Source organism: Hamadaea flava (assembly GCF_024172085.1).
In the GTDB taxonomy this organism is placed as follows: domain Bacteria; phylum Actinomycetota; class Actinomycetes; order Mycobacteriales; family Micromonosporaceae; genus Hamadaea; species Hamadaea flava.
Genome location: NZ_JAMZDZ010000001.1, coordinates 6,468,750 through 6,493,641, shown reverse-complemented (window position 1 = coordinate 6,493,641; position 24,892 = coordinate 6,468,750). Strand labels below are relative to the sequence as shown.

Annotated in this window: 30 protein-coding genes; 21 read left to right on the top strand and 9 right to left on the bottom strand. The window is 68.4% G+C overall.

The features are described 5' to 3' along the window. Window positions 1-363: 363 nt before the first annotated feature. Together HDA40_RS30405 and HDA40_RS30400 are read right to left on the bottom strand one after the other, a co-directional pair. Window positions 364-915: a hypothetical protein gene (locus HDA40_RS30405; RefSeq protein WP_253761234.1), complete on the bottom strand. Its 552-nt coding sequence runs from the start codon at window positions 913-915 to the stop codon at window positions 364-366. 40 nt (window positions 916-955) lie between these two features. Beyond that, window positions 956-1,567: a TetR/AcrR family transcriptional regulator gene (locus HDA40_RS30400; protein ID WP_253761233.1), complete on the bottom strand. Its 612-nt coding sequence runs from the start codon at window positions 1,565-1,567 to the stop codon at window positions 956-958. A gap of 92 nt (window positions 1,568-1,659) precedes the next feature. Between HDA40_RS30400 and HDA40_RS30395 the strand changes: the two genes are divergently transcribed. Together HDA40_RS30395 and lepB are read left to right on the top strand one after the other, a co-directional pair. After that, window positions 1,660-2,655: an NADP-dependent oxidoreductase gene (locus tag HDA40_RS30395; protein WP_253761232.1), complete on the top strand. Its 996-nt coding sequence runs from the start codon at window positions 1,660-1,662 to the stop codon at window positions 2,653-2,655. Between the two features lie 79 nt (window positions 2,656-2,734). Continuing rightward, window positions 2,735-3,325: a signal peptidase I gene (gene lepB / locus HDA40_RS30390; protein ID WP_253761231.1), complete on the top strand. Its 591-nt coding sequence runs from the start codon at window positions 2,735-2,737 to the stop codon at window positions 3,323-3,325. Here the strand turns inward: lepB and HDA40_RS30385 are convergent. Next, complete coding sequence (locus HDA40_RS30385) at window positions 3,242-4,063, bottom strand: hypothetical protein (protein WP_253761230.1); 822 nt, start codon at window positions 4,061-4,063, stop codon at window positions 3,242-3,244. The two genes, lepB and HDA40_RS30385, sit on opposite strands and share 84 nt — an antisense overlap. A 151-nt stretch (window positions 4,064-4,214) precedes the next feature. On the opposite strand from HDA40_RS30385, the gene HDA40_RS30380 reads away from it, so the two are divergent. From HDA40_RS30380 to HDA40_RS30350, 7 genes are all read left to right on the top strand, one after another. Beyond that, window positions 4,215-4,589, top strand: a complete 375-nt coding sequence (locus HDA40_RS30380) for a DUF2089 domain-containing protein (protein WP_253761229.1) — start codon at window positions 4,215-4,217, stop codon at window positions 4,587-4,589. Next, window positions 4,586-4,846: a hypothetical protein gene (locus HDA40_RS30375; RefSeq protein WP_253761228.1), complete on the top strand. Its 261-nt coding sequence runs from the start codon at window positions 4,586-4,588 to the stop codon at window positions 4,844-4,846. The genes HDA40_RS30380 and HDA40_RS30375 overlap by 4 nt, the downstream gene beginning before the upstream one ends. A 22-nt stretch (window positions 4,847-4,868) precedes the next feature. Next, complete coding sequence (locus HDA40_RS30370; RefSeq protein WP_253761227.1) at window positions 4,869-5,294, top strand: SHOCT-like domain-containing protein; 426 nt, start codon at window positions 4,869-4,871, stop codon at window positions 5,292-5,294. A 180-nt stretch (window positions 5,295-5,474) separates the two neighbouring features. Further along, window positions 5,475-6,044, top strand: a complete 570-nt coding sequence (locus HDA40_RS30365; RefSeq protein ID WP_253761226.1) for a hypothetical protein — start codon at window positions 5,475-5,477, stop codon at window positions 6,042-6,044. A gap of 91 nt (window positions 6,045-6,135) precedes the next feature. Further along, entirely contained in the window at window positions 6,136-6,477 is a 342-nt protein-coding gene (locus tag HDA40_RS42290) for a hypothetical protein (protein WP_253761225.1), read from the top strand. A 74-nt stretch (window positions 6,478-6,551) separates the two neighbouring features. After that, window positions 6,552-6,908 (top strand): nucleoside triphosphate pyrophosphohydrolase family protein, encoded by a 357-nt coding sequence (locus HDA40_RS42285; protein ID WP_253761224.1) that lies wholly within the window; start codon window positions 6,552-6,554, stop codon window positions 6,906-6,908. 113 nt (window positions 6,909-7,021) lie between these two features. Further along, window positions 7,022-7,666 (top strand): LysE family translocator, encoded by a 645-nt coding sequence (locus HDA40_RS30350; protein WP_253761223.1) that lies wholly within the window; start codon window positions 7,022-7,024, stop codon window positions 7,664-7,666. Between the two features lie 48 nt (window positions 7,667-7,714). On the opposite strand, the gene HDA40_RS30345 is transcribed toward HDA40_RS30350, so the two are convergent. Continuing rightward, window positions 7,715-8,293 (bottom strand): dihydrofolate reductase family protein, encoded by a 579-nt coding sequence (locus HDA40_RS30345; protein ID WP_253761222.1) that lies wholly within the window; start codon window positions 8,291-8,293, stop codon window positions 7,715-7,717. Between the two features lie 210 nt (window positions 8,294-8,503). Between HDA40_RS30345 and HDA40_RS30340 the strand changes: the two genes are divergently transcribed. From HDA40_RS30340 to HDA40_RS30320, 5 genes are all read left to right on the top strand, one after another. Continuing rightward, entirely contained in the window at window positions 8,504-9,106 is a 603-nt protein-coding gene (locus tag HDA40_RS30340) for a GAF domain-containing protein (protein ID WP_253761221.1), read from the top strand. A gap of 11 nt (window positions 9,107-9,117) precedes the next feature. Continuing rightward, window positions 9,118-11,091, top strand: coding sequence for a putative bifunctional diguanylate cyclase/phosphodiesterase (locus HDA40_RS30335; protein ID WP_253761220.1), 1,974 nt, complete (start codon window positions 9,118-9,120; stop codon window positions 11,089-11,091). A 55-nt stretch (window positions 11,092-11,146) separates the two neighbouring features. Then, window positions 11,147-12,466, top strand: a complete 1,320-nt coding sequence (locus HDA40_RS30330; RefSeq protein ID WP_253761219.1) for an MFS transporter — start codon at window positions 11,147-11,149, stop codon at window positions 12,464-12,466. A gap of 733 nt (window positions 12,467-13,199) precedes the next feature. Further along, complete coding sequence (locus tag HDA40_RS30325; protein WP_372503195.1) at window positions 13,200-13,787, top strand: C39 family peptidase; 588 nt, start codon at window positions 13,200-13,202, stop codon at window positions 13,785-13,787. A 109-nt stretch (window positions 13,788-13,896) separates the two neighbouring features. Then, window positions 13,897-14,451: a GNAT family N-acetyltransferase gene (locus HDA40_RS30320; RefSeq protein ID WP_253761217.1), complete on the top strand. Its 555-nt coding sequence runs from the start codon at window positions 13,897-13,899 to the stop codon at window positions 14,449-14,451. A gap of 16 nt (window positions 14,452-14,467) precedes the next feature. Here the strand turns inward: HDA40_RS30320 and HDA40_RS30315 are convergent, their stop codons facing one another. Continuing rightward, complete coding sequence (locus HDA40_RS30315) at window positions 14,468-15,166, bottom strand: TetR/AcrR family transcriptional regulator (protein WP_253761216.1); 699 nt, start codon at window positions 15,164-15,166, stop codon at window positions 14,468-14,470. A gap of 57 nt (window positions 15,167-15,223) precedes the next feature. On the opposite strand from HDA40_RS30315, the gene HDA40_RS30310 reads away from it, so the two are divergent. Then, window positions 15,224-16,411, top strand: a complete 1,188-nt coding sequence (locus HDA40_RS30310; RefSeq protein ID WP_253761215.1) for an FAD-dependent oxidoreductase — start codon at window positions 15,224-15,226, stop codon at window positions 16,409-16,411. Here HDA40_RS30310 and HDA40_RS30305 read toward each other — a convergent pair. From HDA40_RS30305 to HDA40_RS30295, 3 genes are all read right to left on the bottom strand, one after another. Beyond that, a complete protein-coding gene (locus HDA40_RS30305) occupies window positions 16,392-17,039 on the bottom strand; it encodes a dihydrofolate reductase family protein (RefSeq protein ID WP_253761214.1) in 648 nt (215 codons plus the stop codon). The two genes, HDA40_RS30310 and HDA40_RS30305, sit on opposite strands and share 20 nt — an antisense overlap. A gap of 107 nt (window positions 17,040-17,146) precedes the next feature. Then, window positions 17,147-18,175 (bottom strand): hypothetical protein, encoded by a 1,029-nt coding sequence (locus tag HDA40_RS30300; protein WP_253761213.1) that lies wholly within the window; start codon window positions 18,173-18,175, stop codon window positions 17,147-17,149. 84 nt (window positions 18,176-18,259) lie between these two features. Beyond that, window positions 18,260-18,652, bottom strand: a complete 393-nt coding sequence (locus HDA40_RS30295; protein WP_253761212.1) for a winged helix-turn-helix transcriptional regulator — start codon at window positions 18,650-18,652, stop codon at window positions 18,260-18,262. Window positions 18,653-18,769: 117 nt separating this feature from the next. Here HDA40_RS30295 and HDA40_RS30290 point away from each other — a divergent pair, with 117 nt between their 5' ends. The 6 genes from HDA40_RS30290 (at window position 18,770) to HDA40_RS30265 (ending at window position 23,986) form a co-directional block, all read left to right on the top strand. Further along, entirely contained in the window at window positions 18,770-19,615 is an 846-nt protein-coding gene (locus HDA40_RS30290; RefSeq protein ID WP_253761211.1) for an SDR family oxidoreductase, read from the top strand. A 199-nt stretch (window positions 19,616-19,814) separates the two neighbouring features. Then, a complete protein-coding gene (locus tag HDA40_RS30285; RefSeq protein ID WP_253761210.1) occupies window positions 19,815-20,300 on the top strand; it encodes a hypothetical protein in 486 nt (161 codons plus the stop codon). Window positions 20,301-20,492: 192 nt separating this feature from the next. Beyond that, window positions 20,493-21,206 (top strand): ATP-binding cassette domain-containing protein, encoded by a 714-nt coding sequence (locus tag HDA40_RS30280; protein ID WP_253761209.1) that lies wholly within the window; start codon window positions 20,493-20,495, stop codon window positions 21,204-21,206. 7 nt (window positions 21,207-21,213) lie between these two features. Continuing rightward, a complete protein-coding gene (locus tag HDA40_RS30275; RefSeq protein WP_253761208.1) occupies window positions 21,214-21,984 on the top strand; it encodes an ABC-2 transporter permease in 771 nt (256 codons plus the stop codon). Window positions 21,985-22,001: 17 nt separating this feature from the next. Continuing rightward, window positions 22,002-23,327: a sensor histidine kinase gene (locus tag HDA40_RS30270; protein ID WP_253761207.1), complete on the top strand. Its 1,326-nt coding sequence runs from the start codon at window positions 22,002-22,004 to the stop codon at window positions 23,325-23,327. A 14-nt stretch (window positions 23,328-23,341) separates the two neighbouring features. Beyond that, entirely contained in the window at window positions 23,342-23,986 is a 645-nt protein-coding gene (locus HDA40_RS30265; RefSeq protein WP_253761206.1) for a response regulator transcription factor, read from the top strand. Here HDA40_RS30265 and HDA40_RS30260 read toward each other — a convergent pair. Next, window positions 23,983-24,624: a type IV toxin-antitoxin system AbiEi family antitoxin domain-containing protein gene (locus HDA40_RS30260; protein ID WP_253761205.1), complete on the bottom strand. Its 642-nt coding sequence runs from the start codon at window positions 24,622-24,624 to the stop codon at window positions 23,983-23,985. The two genes, HDA40_RS30265 and HDA40_RS30260, sit on opposite strands and share 4 nt — an antisense overlap. Window positions 24,625-24,892 lie beyond the last annotated feature (268 nt).

Genomic DNA, 24,892 nt, shown 5'->3' with positions numbered 1-24,892 from the left:
CCCACCCACGCGGAGGCGATTTTCCGCGCCCCCGCCCCGCGTGCCCCCGCACCGCGTGCCCCCGCCGCCCGCCACGCGCCCCCGGCTCCGGCCGCCCCGCCTTGGGCATTGGATCAGGGATATAAGTCGAATCTTGAGCCAAGATTCGACTTATATCCCTGATCCAGCGCGAATGAACGCGCGGCGCGGCGCGACTGAACGCTCGGCGCGGCGCGACTGAACGCTCGGCGCGGCGCGACTGAACGCTCGGCGCGGCGCGACTGAACGCTCGGCGCGGCGCGACTGAACGCTCGGCGCGGCGCGAATGAACGCGCGGCGCGCAGCAGCACGGCGCGAAAGCGAGTCAGCGGGGAGCGAAGCGAGTCAGCGGGGAGCGACGAGCGGCGCAGCGGGGCGCGTGGCGCGGAAGAGCAGGACGCCGACCGCCGCCGACGCGAGGGACAGCACGACCGCGACCGGCCGGACGTGCTCGTCCTGCCATTCGAAGTCGCCCGCGGTGATCTGGGCCTGCGTCGCGAAGCCGAACGTGTCCACCGGGATCAGCGAGGCCGGGAACCACATCGGGGCATAGGCGTACGGCAGGGCGGCGTCGTAGTTGAGCGTCCAATAGTGGTAGACGCCGTAGATGAGGTGGCTGTCGAGGATCACCGCAAGGTCGATCGACACGAGCGCCCCGGCGATCAGTGCGACGACCGCCGGCACCGGGTGGGCTCGGCGGCGGAGCCACACCGTCAGCAGGCCGGTCAGCGCCATCCCGGCGGCCCAGAGCCCGACGGTCGCGGCCTCGATCGGGACGTACTCGGTCTGCAGGCCGTGCGCGAGGAGTACACAGAGGAACATCGTCGGCAGCCACGCCGCCAACGGAAGTCCAGCCGCCGGCCAGACCGCGCGTACGGGGACGGAGTCGCTCGACATCCGGTCAGGGTACGCGCCAATGATCGCCGGCGATGCCCCCTCAGACCGGCATCGGCTGCGCGGGCGGCGGATGGGGCAGGTCGCGCGCGCCTTCGGGGCGCAGTCCGTCGAGCAGCACGGCGAGGTAGCGCCGCCACAGCTGTGGCGACTGCTGGGCCAGCGGCTCGGCTACGTGTCCCGGCGCGCACATCAGCAGCACCACGTCCGGCCCCGTGACGTCCGCCCGGATGGCGCCTTGCCGTTTTGCTCGCTCGACCAGCGCGTACACCGAGTCGAACATGCGTTGCCGCGCTCGGGTCACGTCGGCGGTCGCCAGGACGTCTGGGCTGGCGGCGTACAGGAACGAGATGTTCTGATCCTGCTGCTGCTCGACGCTGGCCGCGAGGAACTCGTGCAGCGCCGCCTCGGCGTCGGCCGCGCCGGCCAGCGATTCGCCCAGCTCACTCAGGGTGTCCAGGCGGTCGATGACGATCGCGGCCAGCAGTTGCTCCTTGGTCGCGAAGTGCCGGAACACCGTGCCCTTGCCGATGCCCGCCCGGCGCGCGATGTCGGCGATCGACGCCCCGATCCCGTGCTCGCGGAACTCCTCGGCGGCGGCGCGCAGCAGCTCACGGCGGTTGCGTGCGGCGTCTGCGCGCAGCGGTCGGGTCACCACGCGAGCGTACCTTAAGTTGACCGCCCGGTCCGGTTAGGCTACGGTCCGACCTAACGTGACCATCCGGTCCGTTTAATGGGAGGACCCTCATGAAGGCCGTCGTCGCCACCGCCTACCGCCCCGTCGACCAGCTCACCGTCCGCGAGATGCCGATCCCCCGGCCCGGCCCCGGCCAGCTCCAGGTCCGCGTCAAGGCGGCCTCGATCAACCCCGCCGACGTCCTGCTCCCGCGCGGCGACTTCCGCGCGATGGTCGAGCTCGACTTCCCGCACATCCCAGGCAACGACTTCGCCGGCCAGATCACCGAGGTCGGCCTCGGCACCAACGGGTACGCCGTGGGCGACGAGGTGTTCGGAGTGGCCTTGCCCCGGGTGATGCGCTCGATGGCCTCGCCGACGCGGCCTTCCCTAGGCACCGGATCGCTGGCCGAGTACGTGGTGGTCGAGGCGGACACCCCGCTGGTCGCCCACCGACCGGCCGGGCTGACTGCTGTGGACGCCGCTGCGCTGGCGACGACCGGGTTCACCGCCGTCGCGGTCGCCGCCGTCGCCGATCTTCGCCCCGGTCAGACGGCCCTGGTCGTCGGCGCTTCGGGCGGTGCGGGCACCGCTGTCGTGCCGCTGCTGGCAGCGGCGGGCGCGCATGTCGTCGCGACCACCACTTCGGCCGAGGCCGAGCTGCTCCTCAAGCTGGGCGCGGCGGAAACCGTCGATTACCGCGCCGTCGACACCGTCGAGGAGGTGCTGCGCCGCCATCCCGCGGGGGTCGACCTCGTGGTGAACGCCGTTCCGAGCCTCGAATCCCTGGCTGGACTGGCTTCGACCCTGATTCCGGGTGGCCTCCTGATCAGCATCACCGGGCCGGTGCCCGATCCGGCGGCCCTCGGCCGGGCCGATGTGCGTACGCGGTTCGTGCTGGACATGGAGGGCGTCCACGGCGGCATGGCGAAGGTCGCCGAGCTGGCCGCGGCCGGTCGCCTGCCCGCGACGATCAGCCGTCGTTATCCGCTGGACCAGGCAGTTCAGGCGCTCGCCGACTTCGCCGGTACGCACAAGACCGGCAAGCTGGTCGTCGTCATGGACTGAGTCGCGGCCGAGCGACACCCCGCCCGCTGGGGTACCGTGCCCGAGTCCAGCGTCGGCGTTCGAATGTGGAGACAGTCCAGTGACCTACGCCCCGGTGACCACTCCAGTCGTCCCACCCCGCCGCGGCTTGTCCACGGGCGCCGTCGTCGGCATCGTCGCGGGCGGGCTGACGCTGATCCTGGTCGTGGTGGCGGCGGTCGTTCTCGGCAGCTCGGTGTTCGGCGCCGACACGATGCAGCTCAAGGCGACCGGCATCAGCATGGAGCCGGCCATCCGTGCCGGGCAGACCGTGACCGCCGAGAAGGTCGCCGCCGGAAAGTACCGGCCGAAGCGCGGCGACATCATCGCGTTCCCCGCTCCGGCGAGCTGGCTCTCCAGCGACACCAACCAGACGATCATGAAGCGGGTGATCGGGTTGCCGGGCGACCGGCTGTCCTGCTGCGACAGCACCGGGCGGTGGCTCGTCGGCGGGCAGCCGCTGGCCGAGCCCTACCTCAAGACGCCCGGCACGGAGCGGCCCTTCGACATCGTCGTCCCCGACGGGCGGCTGTGGGTCATGGGCGACAACCGGGAGAACTCCAACGACTCACGCCGGATGTTCATCGTCAGCAACGACATCGGCATGGCGACCATTCCAGTAACGGTAGTCACGGCTCTCGTCCAGCAATAGCTCGTTCGACGGCAGCCGGAGCCGGTCGGCCAGCGTGCCGCCGAACGCCACCGTGTCCTCGTGTGAGGCGTACGCGATCCAGGCCAGTGACTCGTCGACCCAGACTGCTTCCTCGCCGCCGTAATAGCGCGGTGCCATCAGGGATAGTTCGATCGCAAGGTCCTGGCCGCCTTCGCGTAGTTCGATCACCCGCTGCGCCCCGAGTTCCCGGAGGAGCTGGCGGATCAGCTCGGCCTTCGGCTCCTCCCACATCGTGCTTCCCTGGACGATCAGCACGTCACGTGGCACGTCGGAGAAGAGCATCGGGTACCAGACGAGGTTGGCCACGCCCCACCGGATCTCCACCCGTTCACGCCACTCCGTGGACTCGTCCTTCGTCAGCACGCGCCGATAGCCGACCGGTTCGGCATGGAGATCCGGCTGCGCCGCCCAGTCGCGTACGCGGGTGGCGAACAGTCCGCGCTCGTCGGCCATCGCTTGCGCCTGAGTCTCGTCGGACGGGCGGGTGAACAGGGAATCGGCCTCGAACGCCGCCCGCCGGAGCAGGACCGCCAGCTCGGGTGCGGGCGGCAGATCGTCGGCGTCGAGGCGTTCGATCTCGGCCAGCATCGCGTTGACGACGTGGTACCGAGGGAACGGCCGGCTGTCGTCGGCCCACAGTTCGGCGTACCGGTCGGTCAGGTAGCGCCGGGCCGTGTCATGCAACGCCTGGGGTTCCACTCGGCGATCGTCCCGCATGTCTGCCACCCAGGCGCCATGGCGCGCACGTCCGCCGTCCCCGAGGCCCTCGACACCCGGACCGTGTCCCGCCGTCTCACATGATGTCGGGTTTCAGAAAATTAAGATCTGCTCCTTGTAAGTTCAAGATACTCAAGGTACAACTTTAGTTATGACAGCACGGACGATGGACTGGCAAGAACTCACCAACCTGACCCGGGGCCAGCCCTTCGTGGTCGAGCGGGTACGCCTGGCCAGCGGCGTGGCGATCGAAGGCGCGTTCGAGCCCCCGCAACTGGGCCAGCTCAGCCTGGAGGACCAGGTGTTCGTCACGGCGTTCGTCCGGTGCCACGGTTCCATCAAGGAGATGGAGCGGATCTTCGGGGTGAGCTACCCGACGATCAAATCCCGGCTCAACCGGATCACGCAGACACTCGCCTTCGTCGAGACCGATCCGGCGCCGTCGCGAGCCGATGTCATCGATCGGCTGCGCCGCGGCGAGATCGACGCCCAGCAGGCATTGCGCGAGTTGGAGGGTCGCCCATGATGCCACAGCTTCTGACGGTGAAGACCACGCGTCACAACCGTCGCCCCATCCGGATCTGGATTCCGGTGCTCCCCGTTCTGCTCGTCCTGTCGCCGCTGATCGTGCTGGCGGTGGGCGTGGCAGCGGTCGCGTGCCTGGTGTACCGCATCAACATGCTGCGGGCGCTCGGCTCCGGCTGGCGGATCGTGTCCGCCCTCCCCGGCACCCGGCTCGACGTCGAGCACGGGCGCACGGCAGTACTCGTGACCATCAGTTAGTCACCCGGAAAGGAAGTGCACCGTGAACGAACAGCGCAAGGACATTCTGCAGATGCTCGCCGAGGGCAAGCTCACGGCGGAGGAGGCCGACCAGCTCCTCGCCGCCCTCGACCGCGATCAGCCCGCCCCGGCCGCCCCGGCCGCGGATGTCCGTCCGAAGGGGAAGCCGAAGTATCTGCGCGTCGTCGTCGACGCGACGGACGACGGCACGCCCAGCCGGGTCAACATCCGGGTTCCCCTGCAACTGCTCCGCGCCGGCGTACGCCTCGCGGCGTTGATCCCTCCGCAGGCGCTCGGCGAGGCCAACAAGGAACTCTCCCGGTCGGGCATCCCGTTCGACCTGACCCAGCTCAAGCCCGACCAGCTCGAAACCCTCATCGAGCACCTGGACGAGCTGACGGTCGACGTCGACCAGCCGGACGCCAAGGTCCGCATCTTCTGCGAGTAGACGCCGTCCGGATGATCGGACGGGCCCCCGGGAAGGTGCTGGAACACCTCCCCGAGGTTCGCGCCCGCAACAGCAGAGCACGATGGAACTGCCGACCTGAATCCTAACCGAATCGACCGCTCTGGCCAGGGGCCACCGACTGCCGGTGGCCCCTGGTTCCACCCTCGCGGGGAGGCCCCGATGTTCGGAATCGCCGGTTACCGGCCCGTCGTGACGGACACCGTCGGCGCGACGCTCAGCACCCACGGCCCGAACCTGCGGGCGCTCCTCGGGCGACGGCTCGACTCCGTACTCGGCCTGTGCTTCACCGTCGACGGGCAATGGTGCAGCACCTATCCGCTCATCCTCGACTTCGGCGGTACGCGCCTGGAGCTCGTCTTCGACGGCTTCGACCAGCTGTACCTGAGCTGGAACACGATCGACTCCGGCGTACCGATCGACACGGCAGATCCTGCCGACCCCGCCGACTCTGCCGACCCGGACCCGGACCTGGCGCTGGCCTGGGCCGACCCGGGCAGGCCGGAACTGGACGCCGTCCTCGGCGCGGCGGTCCAGCAGGTCGCCGTGCTGGAGAACGACTTCCACCTCGATCGGGTGGACGGGCAACGGGCCCAGGCGTGGTTGCTGGCCGGACTCGAACTGGTCTTCGACAACGGCCGGAAACTTCAGCTCTACAACGTCTTCAGCGAGACGACGCTCGAACTGGACACGCCGGAGTCGGAGCGCCGACGCCGCGAAATACTCGGCTGACACAGCGGGCCGAATCGCTACTCTGATGCCGTGACCTCGACTTCTCACCCTCCTTAGGGCCACATCGCGTGGTTCGAAGCAGGGTTCGATTGTGTCTCGTACCGACAAGGACGCCCCGGCCTGGCTGGGCCGCGAACGGGAGCCCCGGCACACGCCGGAGTGCCTGTCCGGCCGCGGCGAATGCGCGCTGCCGGACGCTCCCCCGAGACATCGGCAGTTCGGCAAGTACGCCGAGTGCCGTTGGCTGCCTGCGCCCTGGCGGCCGGACCATCCGCCGGCGTGGTTCGTCCGGGACTACTGGACCAGCCGGCAGCGCTTGACCGTACGCCTGACGCTGCTCGAAGCGGTCAAGGAGCATCGCGACGGCGGTCCGGTGGACGCCGAGCCCGCGCCGTCGCAGCATCGGCACGGCGCGGCCTGGGTCTGGAACTGACCCTCGGCCGCTGTCGGCAGGGCTGTCCCGGCTGCCGGGAACCGGGACAGCTCGCTTGGGCCACACTAAGCACCGTGACGGACCAGAACAGCTCAGACGCCTTCGACTTCAGCGCCTACCAGGCGGCCGCCGCGCGTACCGGGGCGCCGATCGCGACCGACCACCCCATCGTCTATCCCACGCTGGGCCTGGCCAACGAGGCGGGCGAGGTCGCCGGGAAGGTGAAGAAGATCTTCCGTGATCGGCAGGGCGTGGTCACCGACGCGGATCGGGAGGCGCTGACCATGGAGCTGGGCGATGTGCTGTGGTACCTGTCCGAGCTGTGCACCCGGCTAGACATCCGGCTGGAGGACGTCGCCGCCCGGAACATCGCCAAGCTCGCCGACCGGGCCTCGCGCGGCGTACTCCACGGCGACGGCGACGCCCGGTAAGCGGGCGGGCCGAAGCCTCGACCGTCCGATCCGGCCGGTGCCGTAGGTCGGCCGTATGGTGCCGTGGATCGCACTGACTTGCCTGGTCATGGGCTCGCTGAAAAGCTCTGTTCATGATCAGCACCGGTGCCGTCCTCGGCGTCGCACTCGTCGAGCTCACAATGGTCGCGATCCCCGGGCCGAACATGTTCTATCTCGTCTCGCGCACCCTGGCCCAGGGGCGTACTGCCGGGCTGACCTCGCTGCTCGGAACGGCCGCCGGATTCGGTGTCTACCTGCTCGCCACGGCCGCCGGGCTCGTCGCCGTCTTCGCCGCCGTTCCGGTGCTCTACACAGCGCTCAAGGTCAGCGGCGCGGCGTACCTGTTGTATCTGGCCTTTCAGGCGCTCCGGGGTCGCAAGGGTTCACCGTTCGAGTCCCAGCAGTTGCCGAATGACCCCACCTGGCGGCTTTTCACGATGGGCTTACTGACCAACCTGCTCAATCCGAAGATCGCGATGATCTACGTGGCGCTGCTGCCGCAGTTCATCGAGCCCGCCCGCGGCCACGTCGCGGTACAGGCGGTGCTGTTGGGCCTGGTACAGATCGCGATCGCGCTGATCGGCAATGGGCTCATCGTGCTGGCCGCCGGGAAGGTCGCGACATTCCTGGCGGCCCGGCCGAGGTGGATACGCGTCCAGCGCTATCTGATGGCGTCGGTGCTGGGCGTCTTGGCGGTGCGGATGCTCGCCGACCGCGCACGCCCGCTCTCCGCCTAATGCCTGAGAACCTGTTGATGGGCGGTACGGCTCAGCTCGATCATGTGCTCAGCCGTGCAGGGCGGGGTGGTAGATCAGCTCCTGGATGTTGCCGTCGAGCGTACGGCTCTCGATCAGTTCGAGATCGAAATCGGCCGCCCCTTGGAAGATGGGCTCCGCACCGGTCTGACCGGTGATCACCGGGAAGATCGTGACCTGGACCCGGTCCACCAGGCCGGCGGCCATGAGTGCCCGGTTCATCGACAGACTGCCGTGCGAGCGCAACGGCACGTCGGACTCTGCCTTGAGCCGGGCGACGACGTCGACGGCGTCGCCGCTCATCACGGTCGCGTCCGGCCAGTCGGGGGCGCCGTCCAGCGTGCTCGACACGACGACGGCCGGCAGGTGCGTCATCCGGGTGACCCACGGGTCACGCACGGTCTCCTCGGCGCCCTCGGCGAGTAGTTGGGTGAAGACCCGATACGTGGTGGCCCCGAAGACCATCCGCTGCTCGCCCGCGTACAGGGCGAGACGGTGTTCGAGCAGCTCGGGGCCTTGCTTGCCCCAGTATCCACCCCAGTCTCCGCCGTTGACGGAACCGAAGCCGTCGAGGCTGGAGAAGACGTCGAACGTGTAGGTCGCGGTCATGATGATCTTTCCTCCGATGCGTCCTGGAAATCTGTGCGTCCCCGGGAATCTGTGACGTCCTGGGAAGTTATTGATAGAGACCGAGTGCGACGGCGAAACTCATCGCCGCCGGGCATCTGGATTCCCGTGGGAGCTGGATGCATTCCCACTCTGGACCGCTCACTTCGGTGCGGGATCGGATCGTGAGGATGACTCGGTTTGTCTGATATGATGGCTTTGGTCGAGTATGGCGAGACCGCTATCGGTGCTGGCCGTGGTGAGCAGGCGATCGGCGGATCGAGCGCAGCGGAGGGGAGCCCGGAGATGCATACGATCGGATGGGCGGTCCAGATGCTTGAGGACGCCGAGAGCGTCGAGGAGGTTCAGCACATTCTCAAGGGCAGCGCCCGAGCCGGCGTGAACGCCCAGGGTGTCACGATCGTCCGGCTCGACGACGACGGGCACTGCCATTACGCCGACGAGGACGCGATGAGCCCGCTGTGGAAGGGGCAACGCTTCCCGGTCGACCGGTGCATCAGCGGGTGGGCCATGATGCACGGCCAGACCGTGGTCGTTCCGGACATTCGCGTCGACGGTCGCATCCCGCAGGAGGCGTACCGGCCCACTTTCGTGCGGAGTCTGGTGATGGTGCCGATCCGTCCGCAGTCTCCGATCGGAGCGATTGGCGCCTACTGGGCCGATCTGCACCGCGCGTCCGCCGACGAAGTCGCCGCACTGGAAGAGCTTGCGGCCGCCGCCGCAGCGGCGTTTGCCCGGATGGACAGCTCGATCGCAGAGTCGCCGGCCCCAGCGGACGCGATGTCGCCGAACTAACCGTCGCGCCGATGTCGGTGCTGGACGTGTTACGCGACGCCGGGGCGGAGTTCCTGACCGCTGCCAGCCGCAAAGATATCGCCACAGTCGTCGCACGCGCCGTCGCACGCCTGGCCGAGCGCCGCGACGGGCCCGCCGTCTTCGCAGATCTCTTCCCGCCCACGAGGACGCCTCCCACCGCCGCCGTGCGTCGAGGGGCATTGGTCCTCGACCGCGACACGGCCGATCGGCCGGACCTCTCGGTCGCTCTCGAAGTGCTCGCGTCCCAAGCCACCTTCGCACTCGAGCGGGTACGCCTGACCGAGGAGATCATGGAGCGCCACCATGATCGGCTGAACACGCTGGTGGAGCAGACGAGCGACGTCATCCTGATCATCGACGACGACGACCGGATCCGGTACGCGAGCCCGTCCGCCCGCGTCCTGCTGGGCACCTCGGCACTGTCCGGAGCTTCGCTCGTCGACCTGGTTGATTCGTCCGAGCGGCGACAGGCCGGGTATCTGCTGCGTTATGCCCGATCGATCGACCCCCGGGCCGTCGCCGGGGGCAGCCGAGCCGACTGGACCCTGCGCGCCGATGACGGCCGAACCGTCCGGGTCGAGGTTTCGTGTCGCGATCTGCGTACCGACGAGTCGATTCGCGGCGTGGTGGTGACGCTCCGGGACGTCACCAACCAACGCCGCCTGGAGCACGAGCTGACCCGGCGGCTGTTTCGGGACGCGCTCACCGGGTTGCCGAATCGGCTGTTCTTCGACGAGCGGGTCAGCGAGGCCATCGCCGCGGACCTCGACGTCACCGGCGTCCTCCTCATCGATCTGGACAACTTCCGGGCGATCAACGAGGCCCTCGGCCGCGAGACGGGGGACGCGGTTCTGCAAGCGGTGGCGAAACGGCTGGGCGACGCCGCCGAAGACTGCCTCATCGCCAGGGTCGGCGGAAACGAGTTCGCCGTACTCGCGGCGAACGTCTCGGGCGTCGAGATCGTCGACGAGCTGGCGGCCAGGCTCATCGACGCCTTCGCCACCCCGATCCTCGACAGCGCCGACATGTTGTCGTGCACCGCGAGCATCGGAGTGGCCACGACGATGAACGCCGGTACGGCCGAGGAACTGCTGCGGCACGCCGACCTCGCCCTCGACTCGGCCAAGGCCACGGGCCGGGGCAACTGGCGACGGTACGATCCCGCGACGTCGACCGCCGTCGGCTACCGGCTGGAGTTGCGTACGGCGCTTCGGCAGGCGCTTCAGGACGACGCGCTGATGGTGGAGTATCAGCCGATCATCGCGCTCGGCACCGGTCACACCGCCGGGTTCGAGGCTCTGGTCCGCTGGCGGCACCCCACCCGGGGCGTACTGTCACCGGGCGAGTTCATCGACATCGCCGAGGAGTCCGGCCTGATCACCCCGATCGGCGACTGGGTGCTCGCCACGGCGATCCGCGACGCCCTGGAGTGGCCGCGAACCGCGTCCAACACGTACCCGTACATAAGCATCAACGTGTCGGTCCAACAGTTCCGCTCCACCGGTTTCGTGGACACGGTGCTCCGTCTGCTGACCGAGACCGGCCTGCCCCCGGCCCGGCTCGTCCTGGAGATCACCGAGAGCCTCCTGCTGCGCGACGACGACAAGGTCTGGAACGACCTGAAGCGATTGCGGCAGTGGGGCATCCGGATGGCGATCGACGACTTCGGCACCGGCTACTCCGCCCTGGGCTACCTTCGCCAGGTTCCGCTCGACATCGTCAAGCTCGATCGGATCTTCATCAGCACGATGGCCACCTCCACGCGACAACGCGAACTGGTGCGGGGCATCGTGCAGCTGACCAGGACGCTCGGCCTGACGGTGGTGGCGGAAGGGATCGAGACCGAGCGCCAGCGGGCCATCTCGATGTCCATCGGTTGCGGCTACGGCCAGGGCTTTCTGTTCGCCCGGCCGATGTCACACGAAGACGCCGTCGCGTGGACGAGGCGACCGAACGCCGAGTGACCTCCGGGCGTGATAATCAGGTGAAGACCGCGACTGTTCCTGGTCAGATAGACCCGTGTCTCACCTCCGAGCGTCCCTCCGCCGGCTGATCCCCCCGACACCGCTGTCCCGGCGGCTGGCGACCCAGTCTCTGTTGTTCGCGACCGCGGAGGGAACGTTCCTCACCGGTTCGGCAGTCTTCTTCACCCAGGTCGTGGGCCTGCGGGCGGCGCAGGTGGGGCTTGGCCTCACCGCGGCCGGCGTCGTGTCGTTCCTGCTGGCCTATCCCGCCGGCAAGCTGACCGACCGGATCGGGCCGAAACGCATGTGGGCTGTCGGCGCGTTGGTGGCCGCCGTCCTGTTCGGCGCCTGGCCGTTCATCGGCAGCTTCGCCGGCTACCTCGCGATGGTCATCTGCTTCGAGATCATCGAGAACGCCGCCGGGGCCGGCCGGAACGCCTACATCCTCGACGTCATGCCCGAGGAGGAACGGGTGGCGACGCAGGCGTACATGTATTCGGCGCTGAACGTCGGCTTCACCCTCGGCGCGATCATCGGCGGCATCGCGCTTGCCGTCGACGACTTGACCCTCATCCGGTGGATGCCCCTGTTCACGCTGGTCATCGGCTTGTTCAACGCCGTGTTCATCGCGCGGCTGCCGAGGGCGCCTCATGACATCGCGCGGTCGTCCTCCGGCCGGAAGTCCACCGGCGTACGGCCGACGGGGCGCGGACCGCTGCACAACGTCGGCTGGATGCTGAGCAGTTTCTTCAGCGGCACCATGTGGACTAACCAGGTGCTCCTCAACGTCGTCATTCCACTGTGGCTGGTGCAGGCGACGGATGCGCCCCATTGGCTGCTGGCCTGGTTGTTCGGCACCAACACGGTCCTGTGCATCTTCCTGCCCGCGTACACCTCCCGTGGGGTCAAGACAGTCTCCGACGCGCTGCGCTCCGTACGCATCTCCGGCGCCTTCTTCGTCGCCTCCTGCCTGATCACCATGGCCACGCACAACACAGCCGGTTTGCTGACCATCTTCTTGGTCTGGCTGGGGCACGTGGCCGTGACCGGCGCGGAGTTGTACTTCTCGGGCGCCGGCTGGGCGTTCCAGGCCAAACTCATGGATCCGGCCCGACGCGGCGAGTACGGCGGCGTCGCCGAGGTGTTCAGCACGCTGGGCGGCCGCTGGGCACCGGCCTTGTACACGTTCCTTGCCATGTCGTGGCATCCCGCCGGCCTGCCCAGCGCCGGCTGGCTGGTGATCGCCGGCATCTCACTGCTCGCGGTGGCGGGGTTCCACCCGTCGGTACGCATGGCTGAGCGCTTCCTGACGCGCGAGGGCATCGTCGACGGGCCCGCGACCGACAAGGTCGAAGCGGCCTCCACCGCCTCCTGAGCCCTCCGGTGGCAAAGGTCGAGCCACGGCCGCAGCAGATCCGGCAGCGGCCGAACCGGACAGCAGGTCCCCATCTCGCCGAAATCACCGGAGGTTAGACCGCTCGACGCGAAGCCCTGGCCGACCACCGACAGTCAGCACGTCATCACGCAACTCCGGTACGCAATCGGGCCAACACGGCCAGTGAGCAAATGACGCTACCCTTCGTGAACCCCTTGTAACGCAACGGAATTGCGCCTTGTCGGCTCCTTGGATCCACTTTGGATGTTACCCAGGTCACGGTCGCATGAGGCCACATCACCGTGTTGATCATGCCGTGACGATCGCGAGGTTTCGGGCTGATTGTCCGCCCGATTCATGCCCGACTCCGGCTTTGAGCGTTGATTGCGAAGTCTACGAGGTGTTTGCCGGACTTAACCCGACAGACCCCAGGCGGCCCATCATTTCCGAAGTCAATCTCTGACACAGAGAAGTATTTCTATCTTGCCTGGTTGGCACTGGACTTCTGGCCCCTATCGTTGTCGGCATGCGACACGACAACGACGTCAATGCCATGACCACCATCCGTGCCAAGGCCTTCAACTTCGTCCGTGCCCACATCCTGTCCCCTCGACGCGCAGCGTCGTACGGCCTGCTCGCGGTAGTAGGCGCCGGAGCCCTCGCGCTGTCCGCCGCCCCGGCTACCACCGAAGCAGCCACCCCCGCGGCCGCGGCCTCCGTAGCGACCGCCGCGATGACCGCCCCCAGCAAGCAGTCCACCCCCAGCAAGAAGGCCGACACCAAGAAGGCGGCCACCTCCACCACGAAGCGCGCCACCTACAAGGTGCTGAAGGTCAACTACCAGTCCCAGCCGAACTTCTACTGGTGCGGCCCGGCCGCCACCCGTAACGCCCTCAGCGCCATGGGGCACAACGTCACCATGGCCAGCCTCGCGAAGACGATGGGCACCACTGAGGCCGGTACCGACAGCGCCTACGAGATCACCTCCGCCCTCAACAAGATCATGGGCGGCAACAAGTACCGCACCACCGAGATCCCCAAGTCGTCGGCCACGAGCAAGCAGGCCGACACCCTCAAGAAGGACATCGTCGCCACCATCGACGACAACCGGGCTGTTGTCGCCAACGTCGCCGGCACCGCCAGGGACGCCAACGGCGGAGCCCACAGCTACGAGGGCGGTCACTACATCGCCGTCCACGGCTACCGCAACGACGGTCGTCAGGTCGAGATCGCCGACTCCGCCGACCCGAACAGCGCCAGCTACTGGATCAACACCACCGATCTGGCCAACTGGATCGCCACCCGGGGCTACAGCCACTGACGCTTGATCGCGTAGTGCGACATGGGGCGGGCCGTCATCGGCCCGCCCCAAAACTGTCTTCCGGTAAAAACCCGTTGCGACCGACCGACATCAAGGGTCTGATCGGGCCATGTTGCTGCCCACTCCCACGCTGCACACGACTCGCCTGAAGCTGCGGCCCTTCGACGACGCGGACGCCGACGACATCTTCGCGCTCCAGAGCAACGCCTACGTGTTGCGCTTCTGGGACTCGCCACCGTGGAGCGAGCGCGTACGCGCTGAGCGGTTCATCGCGGCCTGCCGGCAGATGGCCGAAGAGGGCACCGGGGCGCGGCTGGCCGTGGATCGAGCATCCGATGGGGCATTCATCGGCTGGTGCACTCTGAACCAATGGAACCCGGAGTTCCGCAGCGCGTCGCTGGGCTACTGCTTCAGCGAGGCGGCCTGGGGCCACGGCTACGCAACGGAGGCAGCGCGCGCCTTGCTGCGATGGGCGTACGACACGCTGGACCTGAACCGGGTCCAGGCCGAGACCGACACGCGCAACGTGGCATCCGCGCGTGTCCTGGAGAAGCTCGGGTTCGAGCGCGAGGGGACGCTGCGGGAAGACTGCATCGTGAACGGCGATGTCTCCGACTCGTGGATCTTCGGCCTGCTCCGCCGCGATTGGCAACCGTCCGCTTGAGACCTGGGACGGTGAGTCACACGGCGGAATGGCTGGTGATGCCGTCCAAGATCGTGGTCAGGTTGTGGTGGAAGGTCTCCTCGGCGTCGAGGTGAGCGCCGTCGATCACTAGCCGAGCCACGGTGGGATAGCGGCCCGTATTCAGCATGCGGGTCAGGTAGGGCCCGAGGCTGGTTTGCCACGCGGCCAACTCGGTGCCGGTGGACCGGGCGGTACGCCGCTCGGTCACCTCTCGGCGAATCGCTCCGATCATGAAGGAGTTGAGGGCGCCCAAGGCCCGCTGAAGCCCGTCGACATCGCGTATGCCGGGGGCCTGGTCGAGCGCCGCCGCGGTCGTCTCGCCCACCGCGAGCGCATGAGGTCCCAGGTGTGGCCGTCCGCCGAGCAGGTCGGCGAACCACTCGTGGTCCAGGGCGGCAGTACGGGTCCGGTGCACGACGGCCAGCACCGTGGCCCGCCACTCGGCGTGCTGGGCAGCCTCGGCGATCTGGGCGTAGACGGCGTCGACCATCAGGTCGAGCAGCTCGGATCGGCTGGCCACGTAGTCGTAGAGCCGCATCGGGCCGACCCCGAGTTCCTTGGCGATCTTGCGAACCGACAGCACGTCGAGGCTTTGGTCGTCGGCCAGGTGAATCGCTGTGGCGACGATCTTCGCCCGGCTCAGCGGCACTGGCGCCGCTCGGGGCTGCGGCTCCGGCCGTTCCCAAACGGGCACTGATTCGCTACCGTACGGCGTATCCATAAGATACAGCGTACGGTAAGGGAGACCCTGATGCGAATCGCGATCGCCGGTGGCGGCCTCGGCGGCCTGACCTTGGCCCGGATTCTGCACCTGCACGGCATCGACGCGGTGGTGTACGAGCGCGAGGCGAACCCATCCGCCCGGTCACAAGGCGGAATGCTCGACCTGCACCCGGAGTCCGGGCAGCGGGCACTGGCCGAGGCGGGCCTGTCCGTCCGGTTTCAGGCTGAAGCGCGACCGGAAGGCGAGGAGCACCGCATCCTCGATCCGGCCGGTCGCGTCCTCGTGCACCACATGCCCACGCCCGGCTCGTTCTCCGGACGCCCCGAGATCGACCGGAGCGCGCTGCGTGATCTCCTGCTCGATTCACTTCCCCTCGGCACAGTCCGCTGGCAGCACCGGCTCGTCGCGGCGACGCCACGATCGGGCGAGGGCTTCGGGCTGGAGTTCGAAGGTGCCCGGCGCGTCGACTGCGACGTCCTCATCGGTGCCGACGGCGCACGCTCGGTCGTTCGGCGGCTGTTGACCGACGCGCCACTGTCCTATGTAGCTACTCTGGTGGAGCTGAGCATCAGCGACGCCGATCGGCGCCACCCGGCGATCGCCGAACTGGTCGGCCCCGGGAACCTGTGGAGCATCGGCGTGAACCAGATCCTGGCGGCGCAACGCCTCGGCGACGGCACAATCCGAGTCGGGATCTCACTGCGCGCGGAAGATCGCACCGTCGACGCGTACCGGAGCAAGGGCGCCCTGCTCGACCTGTTCGACGGCTGGGACCCCAGCCTCATCGCACTCATCGAAGCGGGCGACAGCGGGCCGACGCCTCGCGTGGTCGAAGCGACGCCCACCGGTACGCGCTGGGCGAACCAACCGGGGATCACCCTCATCGGCGACGCCGCGCACCTCATGCCGCCGGTCGGCGAGGGTGCCAACCAAGCCATGCTCGACGCCGCCGAACTCGCCACCGAACTGGCCGCCAACCCCGCCGACCCCGACTCGGCGATCCGGGCGTACGAGGAGGCGATGTACGCCAGAATCCACCCGATCGCCGAGCGGTCCGCCCGAATCCAGGCGATGATGCTGTCCCCCACCGCGGCCGACGACATCGTCCGCTTCTTCACCCGCCGGCCCGCCAAGCCGACGCCGGCGGAACCGACGAGTGACGAGGCGCTGTGCGGGCCGGCGGAAATGACGCGGTTCAGCGAACCGAACGCGTGAACGTCAGGTGAGTGACTCCGCTGGGCGAAGCCGTGGCCTCGATCTGGTAGTCCTCCTCGATGCCTTCCAGCCCGTCCCAGAGGCGTACGCCTCGCCCGAGCAGGATCGGGACCACCACGACGTGCATGTGGTCGATCAACCGGGCCGCGAGGAAATCGCGGACCACGGTGACGCCTCCGCCGATGCGTATGTCCAGCTCGCCCGCAGCCTCGCGGGCTGCCTTGAGCGCCTCGGCCGGCGAGGTGTCGAGGAAGTAGAACGTCGTGCCGCCCGCCATGTCGATCGGCTCACGCGTGTGGTGGGTGAGGACGAAGGTCGGCGTGTGGAACGGCGGGTTGGGGCCCCACCAGCCCTGCCATTCCGGGTCCTTGTGCCATCCCGGGTAACCGTACTTTCCGGCGCCCATGATCTCGGCACCGATACCGGGACCGTGCTGTTGGGCGAAGGCGTTGTCGACGCCGTGGCCACCGCCGGGTTGGCCGACCATCTCGCCCCAGAACCGGGTGGCGAACATCCACTCGTGCAGCCGTTCGCCCGCGTGACCGAACGGGGCGTCCAGACTCAGCCCCTCGCCGGTCCCGAACCCGTCGAGCGAGATGGAGAAGTTGTGGACTCGGGTGACTGACATCGTCGGCGTTCCCTTCCTCGGCAGTCAGGCCAATTGCTGCTCAATTCCCTCATAATGGCCGCTCATGCGAGATCCTGCCGGTTATCGGCATATTGGCCAGCGTGGCGTCACGGCTCCATCGGCACGGGCGACGCCACCAAGGTCACGCGCACGCTCGACTGCGTACCGGGATGGCAGTCACCGCAGGTCACCACGGGCTTCAGTCGCAGTACGCCGGTGCGGAAGCCGACCGGCACCTCGATGTCCAGCGATTCGGAGGTGGGGGTGCCGTTCAGCGCTTCGGAGAGCTGCCGCTTCTCCGCCGGAGCCGGGTACGCCTTCCCACCCACCGTGACCGTGATGCTGTGCGACAGGTCCAGGGTCACTTGGCCGTCGGTGTCGGCGAGCATCTGATACAGCGACCCCTCGAAACGCAGCCACGCCTTCCCGGCGGGCGCCCAGCCACGGTCCTCGGACCAAGGCAGCAGGGCCAGCGAGCCCGACATCCCGATCCGGCCCGGTTCCGGCGGCCGGATATTCGTCCGGACGTCGAAGTCCTTCATGGCATAGCGGGTGTAGAACAACGGATTCGCATCCGAACCCCGTTTCCCCGTACGCAGATCGAGAGTCTGCGTACGCCCCTTGTCGGTCATCTTCAGCAGAACCGGCGCGCCCATGGGAGCGGAGATGACGAGTACGCCGTTGCGGCCGAAGCGGACGGACGACGATCGAGCCTGTCCGGCGACGACCACCTGCGTCGCCGGCGTCAACGCGCCGGATTTGCCGACGGGACGCGGCGACGGCTGCGCCACGTGAACCAGGAAGAGCTCGGCGCCCGACTGCGCGACGATCGCCCCCGGCAGACCCATCCGGGTCGCGTCGTCCTCGTCGATTCGCGGCGCCGTCGCCGTCCAGTCGAAGGCCGCGGCGTACTCGGGACCGATGATCGCCGCGTCGGCCGAAGCCAGCGGATGTTTCTGCCGCAGCAGCGGGCTGGCCTCGCTCGGCGAGTTCTGGGCCATGCGGACGTAGTCCGGCGCGACCACCTCGGCCGCCGGTCCGGACGGCGTCGGCTCCGATTCCGGTTCCGGCGTCGTGCATCCGGCCGCGACGACGGCCAGCAGCGTCAGCGGGAGGAGCAGGCGCAGGCGTGACATCTCGATTCCCTCTGTCGACTTTGGATGTCGAGATGCTAACGGGTCGCGCTGCCCGAAACCGGCCCGGCGGTGACGGTGTTCCGGCTATCGGGCCGACTTGGCGTCGTAGTCGTGCCGGGACCGCTCCACCGTGTCGAGGTTGGTGCTCGCCCAGGTCGCCAGGTGCGCGAAGAGGGGGGCGAGGCTACGGCCGAGATCGCTGATCTCGTACTCGACTCGGGGCGGGACTTCGGGGTGATAGGTACGCACGATCAGGCCGTCCCGTTCGAGTTGGCGCAGCCGCTGAGTCAACACCTTCGGCGTGATCGTGCCGATCCGCCGTTCCAGCTCGACGAAGCGCTGGCGGCCGTGTTCATGCAGACTCCACAGGATCGGGGTGGTCCACCGGCTGAACACGATGTCTACGACCGGGCCGATCGGGCATGCCTCCTCGGGGACGTTCGACGCCCGTGCGGTCCAGGTCGGCTTGGTTGGCATGTATATCCCTTCGGCATAGTCACTTTCTCCTAGGTACCTACTATATCGGCGGTGTTAGCGTCATCCCGTCCCGGCCGCCAGGCCAGAACTGATCGCTCTGACCAGGGAGAACTTTCGATGATCGTCGTTACAGGAGCGACCGGCAACGTCGGCCGACCGCTCCTCCGAGCACTCACAGCCGCAGGACACAAGGTGACCGCGGTGTCCCGCCAGATCCGTGAAGATGCCGTGCCGGAGGGCGTACGCGTCGTGGCCGCGGACCTCACCGACCTGCGGGGCCTGCGGCCCGCCTTCGACAACGCCGAGGCGCTCTTTCTCCACGACGGCAGCAATAGCGCCGAGATGCTGAAGCCGCGGGACATCCTGAGCCTGGCCACGTCCGCCGGAGTGACCAGGGTCGTGTTGCTGTCGTCGCAAGGGGTCCGCACTCGCCCCGATTCTCACTCCCACGGCGTCCTGATGCGCTCCACCGAGGACGCTGTACAGCAATCGGGCCTGGACTGGACCGTTCTGCGGCCCGGCGGATTCAACTCCAACGCGTACGCCTGGGCGGATTCGATCCGTCATCAACGGACGGTCATCGCGCCGTTCGGTGACGTCGGCATGCCGACGGTAGATCCCTCCGACATCGCTGAAGTCGCCGCTATCGCGTTAGGCGACGACGGACACGCCGGAGCGATCTACGAGCTGACCGGGCCGGCGGTCAGTACGCCGCGACAGCGTGCCAAGGCGATTGCCGACGCACTCGGCGAGCCCGTCCAGTTCATCGAGCAGACCCGCGAGGAGGCACGCGCACAGATGCTGCGGTTCATGCCCGAGTGGGCGGTCGAGACCACGCTCGCCGTCCTCGGCGAGCCGACACCGGCCGAGCGGGAGGTCAGCCCTGTTGTCGAGCAGTTACTCGGCCGCGCACCACGCACCTTCGCCGACTGGGTCCGCGACCACATCTCGGCATTCCGGTAGGACGGGTCGACGAAGATCGGTCGGAAGGCGTCCGAAACCGCAAGTCGAGATGGTGCGCCGGCAGAAGTCCGGTCCGCTAGGGTGGCCGAGTGAGTTTGCCACTGCAAGCCGAGGTGCACGTGCTGAATGGGCTGCTGATGCCGATGCTTGACCATTGCGGCCGGCTCGTAGCCGACGATGCCGCCCATCGGATCGGCGGGTGTGGACGGTGAGTCGCGACGGCAGCCGGGATTTCGATTGGGAGATCGGCGCCTGGGCGACCCACGTCAGAGTGCTGCGGGGTGCGTTCTCACCTGAGGCGACTTGGATCGAGTTCGACGGGACGTCCGTTGTTCATTCCTTCTGCGAAGGCGGCTCCAATCTCGTCGAGCTGGACGTCGCGGGCGCGTCGGGCAGAATTCAGGGCGTCTCGCTGCGGCTCTATAACCCCGAGGCTCGACAGTGGAGCCTGAACTTCGCCAACATGGGCGACGGCTTGCTCACCCCACCGACATTCGGAGAGTTCACCGACGAACGAGGCGAGTTCTTCGGCGTCGACACGCTGCGCGGACGTGCGGTCCTCGTCCGTTTCGTCATCCTGAAGATCAGCGACGACTCGGCGCGTTTCGAACAGTCCTACTCCGCCGACAGCGGCAAGACCTGGGAGCTCACCTGGGTGGCGACGGACACCCGCACGACGGGCTGAGCTGGTCCCTGGCCGCTCGTCGGTGAGCGTCCGTCGCCTCAGCCGCGCGGCGCTGGTCGCGGAGAAAGTCCGTGATCTTCGCGCTGAGGAACGAGACGAACTCGAGCTGCCGCGATAGGGGTGGAAACCCCCACGCGGAGTCGGATGGTTTCCGGCTTCCGACCGCCGACGGCGTTGCCTAGCGTCGATGGTGTGATCGAACTACGTGAGCTGACCAAACGCTACGGCGACCAGGTCGCCGTCGACGGGCTGAGCGTCCGGGTCCAGCCAGGGGTGGTGACCGGCTTCCTCGGCCCGAACGGATCCGGCAAGTCCACGACGATGCGGATGATCCTCGGCCTGGATGCCCCGGACCATGGCGAGGCACTGATCGGCGGCGTCCGGTACCCGGAGCTGAACTGGCCGCTGAAGACGGCCGGCGCGCTGCTGGAGGCCGGGGCGTTCCATCCCGGCCGCAGCGCCCGTGCGCACCTGGCCGCGCTGGCCGCGAGCAACGACATTCCCGCTTCCCGGGTCGAGCGGGTGCTGCGCATCGTCGGGCTGTCCGACGCGGCGACGCGGCGCGCCGGCACCTACTCGCTCGGCATGCGCCAGCGGCTCGGCGTCGCTGTGGCTCTGCTCGGCGATCCGGGTGTCCTCCTGCTCGACGAGCCGGTCAACGGGCTGGACCCGGAGGGCATCCGCTGGATCCGGGACCTGCTGCGCGGACTCGCTGCCGAGGGCCGGACGGTGTTCGTGTCCAGCCACCTCATCGCCGAGATGGCGCTGACGCCGACCGGCTGGTGGTCATCGGGCGCGGCCGGCTGCTGGCCGAGACAACCGTCGCCGAACTCGCCGCCGGCGAAGACAGCCTGGAGGACGCGTTCTTCCGGCTCACCTCGCAGGCCACCGACTATCGCGGAGTAGGAGCGCCATGAGCAGGTACGGATTCCGGCACGCGGCCCGGATGGAGCGGATCAAGATGCGCAGCGTCCGGTCGACGTGGTGGCTGGCCGTCGCGGCGGTGGTCTCGATGGCCGCGACCGGCGCCGGGGTGGGCCTCGGGTACCGGTCGCACACCCCGCTCGCCACCGTCGCCCAGATCCTGAACAACAGCCTCGGCGGTGCCATTGTGGCCCAGCTGCTCCTGGGAGCGCTCGGCGTCCTGATGGTGACCGGTGAATACGGCACCGGGATGATCCGCTCGACGTTCGCCGCGGTGCCGCGACGTCGGATCGTCCTGGCCGCGAAGGTCGCCGTGTGCGGCGGCGCGGCGCTGACCGTCGGCCTGGTCGCGAGCTTCGCTGGCTACCTGAGCGGGCAACTCGCGATCCGCGGCACCGCGATCCCGGCCGCCTCCGTCGGTGACCCGGCGGTCCTGCGCGCGGTCCTGCTGACCGGCGTGTACCTGGGCTCCACCGCGCTGATTGGGGTCGGGATCGGAACGATCGTGCGGCACTCGGGCGCCGCGATCGGCATTCTGTTCGGTCTGATGTTCGTCCCGATGATCGTGGCCGGGCTGTTCGGCGAGAGTGGAATCTCGGTCGGGCGGTTTGTCCCGCTGCTGATGCTGCTCAACTCGATCGCGGTGACCTCGCCGATACCCGGGGTGTTCTCCGCCTGGATCAGCACGCTGCTGATGTTCGGGTACGCAGCGGTGGCCGTCCTGTTCGGCGGCGTGCTGCTCCGCCTTCGCGACGCGTGACCAGCGACAATGGGCTGATGACCGTGCTGCGCGCTCCGTTCACCACGCTGGCCCTGCGCCAGGCGGTGTTCTGCGTCGCCGGCGCGGTCGGGGCCGTCGCGATCCTGGCCGTACCGGCGGTCGTGCCGGCCGCGGGCGTCCTCATCCTGTGGGCGACCGGGGCTTTGGCCCATCGGCCCGGACCGGGCGTCGCACCGTTGTTCGTAGTCCTGTTCACGGTCACCATCGCGCTCCTGGTCGTCCTGGCCGCCCCGATCGGGCGCGCGATGGGAGCCGTGCAGCGCTCACTCGCGGAACGGCTACTCGCCGTGCAGGTGGACGCCCCGCCGCCCCGGCCCTCCAAGCGGATCGGTGCCCTGGTCTCCGACGGACCGGGTTGGCGTGCCGTCGGGTACGGCCTGCTCAAGGTGCCACTGGCCATCCCCGAGGGCTACGGCGCCTTCTGCTATGTGTTCGGCCTGATCAACCTCAGCTACCCGGTGTGGTGGCCGCTGTTCCGTAACCACCCGGCCGGCACTCTGCTCGGGCCGGTGCGGGCGCTGACGCCGTTCGGCATGATCAGTACGCGGACGTTCGCCGGGACGTTGCTCATCGCCGCGGCTGGCTTCGCCATGCTGCTGGTCGCACCATGGTTGATGCGGGCCGGGACGGCACTGGACCTTGCTGCGATGCGACGCCTGCTCGGTCCGCGCCGGCTCGCCGAGCGCGTCCGCGAACTGCAGGTCAGCCGGGCCCACGCGATCGACGACGCGGCCGCGATGATGCGCCGCCTGGAACGGGACCTGCACGACGGCGCGCAGATCCGGCTGGCTACGGTGGCGATGAACCTCGGCATGGCGACCGAGAAGCTCGGCGTCGACGGCCCGCCACCCGACCTCGCCCAAGCCCGCGAACTGGTCGCGCTCGCCCGCGCCGGAGCGAAGGATGCCCTCGCCGACCTGCGCGACCTGGTCCGCGGTATCCACCCGCCGGTCCTCGACAACGGGCTCGGCGACGCGCTGGCCACGCTCGCGACGAGCACCGCCCTCCCGGTCACGGCAGACGTCGAGCTGCCGGAGCGGCCGGCGCCCGCGATCGAGACCATCGCCTACTTCTGCGCCTCCGAGCTTCTCGCGAACGCAGCCAAACACAGCCGGGCGACTCGCATCCGGCTCGGCGTAGTTCGATCCGGCGAGCACGTGACGCTGACCGTCGCGGACGACGGCATCGGCGGGGCGAACCCGGACGGTCCCGGCCTGTCCGGCCTCGCCCGCCGCATCGCCGTCGTGGATGGCCGAATGCGCGTACACAGTCCGAGCGGCGGTCCGACCCGGGTCGAGATCGAGCTGCCCACACAGGTGTGAACGGAGGCGACAGCATGCGGGTGGTGATCGCGGAGGATGCCGCGATGATGCGCGAAGGGTTGGTCCGGCTGCTCACCGACCGCGGCTTCGAGGTGTGTGCGGCGGTGGCCGACGCGGACGCGTTGCATTCCGCGATCGCCGCCGTCGTACCGGATGTGGCCATCATCGATATCCGGATGCCGCCGACGCACACCGACGAGGGACTGCGCGCTGCCATCGACATCCGACGCGACCATCCCGACGTCGGTGTGCTGGTGTTCTCGCAGTACGTGGAGACCCGCTACGCGACCCGCCTGCTCGCCGATCGACCGACCGGCGTCGGATACCTGCTCAAGGATCGCGTCGCTGACGTCGCCGATTTCGTGGACGCACTGACCCGCGTGGCATCCGGTGGTACCGCACTGGATCCGGAGGTGGTCGGCCACCTGATGCGGGCCGGGCAGGACACGGCCGGGCTGGCGTCGCTGACCCCACGGGAGCGTGAGGTGCTTTCGCTGATGGCCGAGGGACGATCCAACGCCGGGATCGCGGCGGCTCTTGTCATCACCCCCGGAGTGGTGGAGAAGCATGTGGCGAACATCTTCGCGAAACTCAGGTTGCCGTCCTCGGATAGCGACAACCGTCGGGTCCTGGCCGTCCTCCGCCACGTCGGCGTCTAACGCCACGTCACCTCCAGCGCCAGCACGCGATCCAACGCCCGCTTCAGTCGCTGACCCGCAGCGATCTCGCCGAGCATCTGCCGATCACAACGCGGCAGCAGCATCCGGATCGCCGCCTCCGCCTCCTGTCCTGACCCTTCGCCGACGGCGAGATGCACGAGGTCGAGCACCGTCTGCTCCGGCGTCGTCACCAGACACGCGCCCATGTCCGTTTGAAGCCTCTCCACTCGCATCGATTCGACGTCGCGAACGTAGAACCGGATCGTCGCCGGACGATCGGTGAGCCTCAGCGGCTCCCTCCGTCGAGGAGCAGCCACATTGGCGACAGCGACGGCACGCGGGATGGCGTGATGTAGCCGAGCCGCGGTCATCCCCATCAACGCGTAACGGCCGACGCCGAACTCTGCGGCGGCGATTCCGGCCGCAGCCCCTTCAAGCGAAGGAAGCCAATTGTCGCCGACGCGGTCTTGCGGAACGATCGCGTAGAAACCAGGAGCGAGCCGGTGGAGCAACCCGCTTTCAGCCAGCCGGGCAAGCTGCGGGCGTGCATGGGCATAGACCGTGACATCCCGCGGGCGGACCGTCCGCATCGGTGCCCGAGTCAGCTCAGGCGGCAGCCCCGCCTGCCTCGCCACCATCGGATACTCCTTCGATACCCATCATTCCTACGGCTACCGTACCCCTCAACGGTACGTTAGCCGCAAAACGCGGGGGCAATCAGTCAAGCGCTGAGTAGGGACCGGCGGGCTTCGCATAAAGACACAAGCGCCACCTCGTTTGACGGCTCAGGATGATGGAGTGGGCCGCGGCCGGCAAGTCCCGGGCACAGGCCCGGAGCCCGCCTGACCTCGAGGGCTGTCATCGAAGCTGGAACAGCCGCCGCGCCCGCGCGACGGCGAGCACACC